The organism is Sulfuricurvum sp. (genome assembly GCF_036279695.1).
In the GTDB taxonomy this organism is placed as follows: domain Bacteria; phylum Campylobacterota; class Campylobacteria; order Campylobacterales; family Sulfurimonadaceae; genus Sulfuricurvum.
In genome coordinates this window covers 1-3,735 of the sequence record NZ_DASUIQ010000073.1, presented here as the reverse complement: position 1 = coordinate 3,735, position 3,735 = coordinate 1, and the positions used below count along the sequence as shown (strand labels likewise).

6 protein-coding genes are annotated in these 3,735 nt (G+C 38.0%); 5 read left to right on the top strand and 1 reads right to left on the bottom strand.

Annotated features, from left to right (window positions below; all coding sequences use genetic code 11):
- The 5 genes from VFW36_RS07685 to VFW36_RS07665 all read left to right on the top strand — a co-directional run.
- Positions 1–491, top strand: a 491-nt coding sequence (locus VFW36_RS07685; protein WP_329658227.1) for a hypothetical protein, incomplete at its 5' end; no start/stop codon positions are given.
- Between the two features lie 162 nt (positions 492–653).
- Positions 654–887, top strand: a complete 234-nt coding sequence (locus VFW36_RS07680; protein WP_329658226.1) for a hypothetical protein — start codon at positions 654–656, stop codon at positions 885–887.
- A 16-nt stretch (positions 888–903) separates the two neighbouring features.
- A complete protein-coding gene (locus tag VFW36_RS07675; protein ID WP_329658225.1) occupies positions 904–1,545 on the top strand; it encodes a hypothetical protein in 642 nt (213 codons plus the stop codon).
- Positions 1,546–1,548: 3 nt separating this feature from the next.
- A complete protein-coding gene (locus VFW36_RS07670; RefSeq protein WP_329658224.1) occupies positions 1,549–2,895 on the top strand; it encodes a hypothetical protein in 1,347 nt (448 codons plus the stop codon).
- Between the two features lie 67 nt (positions 2,896–2,962).
- Entirely contained in the window at positions 2,963–3,280 is a 318-nt protein-coding gene (locus tag VFW36_RS07665) for a Fis family transcriptional regulator (RefSeq protein ID WP_329658223.1), read from the top strand.
- Between the two features lie 16 nt (positions 3,281–3,296).
- On the opposite strand, the gene VFW36_RS07660 is transcribed toward VFW36_RS07665, so the two are convergent.
- Complete coding sequence (locus VFW36_RS07660) at positions 3,297–3,686, bottom strand: 4Fe-4S dicluster domain-containing protein (RefSeq protein WP_329658222.1); 390 nt, start codon at positions 3,684–3,686, stop codon at positions 3,297–3,299.
- Positions 3,687–3,735 lie beyond the last annotated feature (49 nt).

The window sequence follows — 3,735 nt, the reverse complement described above, 5'->3', positions numbered from 1 at the left end:
TTATCAAGGCATTTGTCTTTGATAAATTTGATAATGGTGAAAGCAATTACAATTATCTAAGAGAATTACGTAATTCTATTGTACATAGAGGATATGATATTACTTGTGCTTCGCACTTTAATGATAATTTTCCCATGCTATTAGCCCCAGAAAGTATTCCTAACCGCAATGCCAACGAGGAATATTTAGCTTTTGGATTATATATAATTGAACTAATTGAAAAAATTGAATCAGTTATCGGTGACATTATTTTTGATCATGTTCAAATTATTGATCTTTATAAACAAACTTATACAACAGAAGAACAAATTGAACTTCTAGTAAAATTCATCACTAAAATCAAATTTATTCCAGAGTCTGTCAGAAAAATGGCACAGGAGGAAATACCAAAAATTGATTTTTCAAAAATAAATTCTGATAAGTTTTCTAATTTTGAAAAAATTATTAAATATAATGTATTTCCTAGAAAAGAAATAGAGGTCAGGCCTTAAATTTTAATTTACCTTCCCTCACCCCACATTTCAAAATAGCTCCCTACTTTTCTGTTTAGCCGAAAAGTAGTAAAAGAGCATACCGCGATCCAAGAACGTTCCTTCCTCTCGACACTTATGCTACAATATCTCATCATTTGACGAGTATCAAAAAGGAAAAAAATGAAACATTTTGATATAGGTTCTTTACTAGTTATATTAATCACCTTTGTTCTTTTTACAATAGCCCTGTTTTTTACAGGATTCACTCACGATATATTATTGGAAGCGGGTGTGTTTTTGGTTTCTGTAAAATTGATCATTATGGCATACAAATCAAGTGTTTCTTCTCTACGTATCCATCAAGAACTTGAAGAGATCAAATCCATGTTGCATGAAATCAAACAACGAGATTAGACAAAAAGACATCTCGATGGAAAAAATAATTATCGCTCTCGTTATACTCAGTGTCGCACTTTTGATCTATAGCTACTCTACCAAAACTTCCCGACTAACATACCTCGAAACGTACCGGTTTCATCCCGCACTGCGTAAAAAAGTCCAAGCTCGCTACCCTCATTTGAGCGATGATAATATCACTTTGGTTTTCGATACCCTGCGTGAGTATTTTTTTATGACCCATCGCGCAGGTAAAACGATGGTTGCCATGCCCTCTCAAGTCGTCGATGTCGCATGGCACGAATTTATCCTTTTTACCCGAGCATACAAAGAGTTTTGTGATCGCGGGTTGGGACGGTTTTTACACCATACACCGACCGAAGCGATGAAAACCCCTACCTTGGCGCAAGAGGGGATAAAAAAGGCATGGAGGCTCGCTTGCGTGAGCGAAAAGATCGATCCAAAAAAACCGGATCGGCTGCCGATGATATTCGCTATCGATGCTCTTTTACTGATCCCTGATGGCTATCACTATGTACTCGATTGCAATAATCCCGCTTCTCCTGCATACGGTGATGGGTATTGTGCTAGTCATATAGGATGCTCAAGCGGGTGTTCCGGCGGATGCGGAGGGGACACAGGCGGCGATGGCGGAGGAGGATGCGGAGGTGATTAAAAAATGAACTCATATTTAGAAAAAGTTAAAATTTATCTTTACGAAAGAATAAACGCTTACTGGGCATTTATTAAAATACTATTGTTATTTCCATTCACTCTTATATGGTTTATGAATTTGGAAATATTTTTCCAAGTAGCTTTAGCCAATCCTGTTCTTTGGGCAATTTTTATTATAACCTTCGGCTATCCAATTTATAGAAAATTCAAAAATCATGTAGAGTATACATGGGGTGAGTTTCTTTTTCATTTTTATCTGTTTACGATTTATCTGGTGACTATTTTCACGATTTTTTTTGCTAAAACGACCGATTTGCTCAATGAAAATACCATTAATACAAAAGTTGCCCAAGTACTCTATGACGAACAATGGACAGAACAGTACCAAAAGAAAGTTTGCAAGGGATCAAGACGCCGTTCATGCCACTACGAAACAGCAACAACCATCCATCCTGCTCAATACTATCTACGCCTCGCAGATTCTAAAGAAATCGATATAGAGCGTGACATTTATCTGTATTACACGGCACTTTTTGAGAATTCCGTGAAAGAAGAGCTACACCATTCCGGACAGATTTCGACAGGTGATGGTAATCGATATCGATCCTATGCCAACGATTACCTGATTCCGGCATCGTACAAAAGTAAATATGTCGATTACATAAAAGCAAACGGTGGGACGATTTTAAAAGAGAGTTTCACCAAAAGCTATCCTAATTATCAGTCAAAATTAGTCAATTATCCACAATTACGTGAAGAGGGATTTGGGCCTATCGGTATCGACCGTATTATTGATCCGCTCAATGTTTTAGAGCCAGATAGCAAAAAAGAGCTTGAAGAATCACTCGATAGACTAAACGCCCTCTACGGCAAATCAAAAGAGGTCAATATTATCCTGTATGTCGTCCAAGAGGTTAAAAAAGATTTCCCATACGCTCTAAGTATGCACTGGAAAGGGATAAAACAAAACGATGTTCTCATTATTGTTTCATTAGATCAATCCAAAAAAATTCAATGGTGTAAAACGTTGGCATTCACGGAACATGAACTTTTTAAAAGAGAACTTGAGAATGCCATTGTACATAATGGAGAGGTAAATCTCACTATAGCGGATATAATCAAAAAACAGATTCAAAATTCCCCTTCATCCAAAAATGGATTTTTGAAAACACAGATGGAAAAATACTCCTATTTAAAATACCAACTTAGTATGCCTTGGGAGATAAATATAGGGATTTTCATCTTTTTTATGATATCCAATATTCTTGCCACACGATTTTTTGAAAAAAATAAATTTTCATTACTTAAAGATATAGATGAAGATTTTCCAATTGAAAACCGTACTTTATAAACGGAATGAATATGAGGAACTAGAGGTTAGGTATTCAATCTTCACTTTTTGACATACCGTACCAAAAATGGTACAATTACTCATGGATAAAAAACAATCTACGATGAAACCTCAAGGAATCGGAACCAGTTTCGATGATTTTTTAGAAGCAGAGGGGATGCTTGCAGAAGCCGAAGCGGTAGCGATCAAACGGGTCATCGCATATCAACTCGAAGAGACGATGAAAAAAGAGCATATCACCAAAACTGAAATGGCAAAGCGGATGAAGACCAGTCGCAGTGCGATTGATCGTCTGCTCGATCCGCTCAATACCTCTATCACCCTAGCAACCATTGAAAGTGCTGTCAGTGCAATGGGAAAACGATTACAGATTCAGATGGTTTAATACTTCTATAAACACTCTAATTATAAAGCTTCAACGTCTCCCCAACACTCACCCGAGCTTCTCTTTGCTCCATCGTGATACTCTCCCGCCACGGCATCGGATTCACCTCCGGTGACATCAACCCTTTGGACTTATGGACACGGATCACATACTCGCCACTGTTTACAAAATGGTCGTTATATTCGGCAATGTAGGGCATATCCCACACAATGCACCCCTCGGTCGGACACACATCGGCACATTTCGGTACGGCGGAGTCCACACACTCGATACATTTTTCAGGCTTCACATAAGTGTATTCCCCATCCTCAAGCGGCGAATCCGAAGCGCTGACAATCGCCGTTGCAGGACACTCCTCGATACACGCGTCACAGTTGATACAAGAGTCGGTAATTAGAACTGCCATAAATTGCTCCTCTAATTTGGATTAATAGTCTATAGGGTATGCATAATAT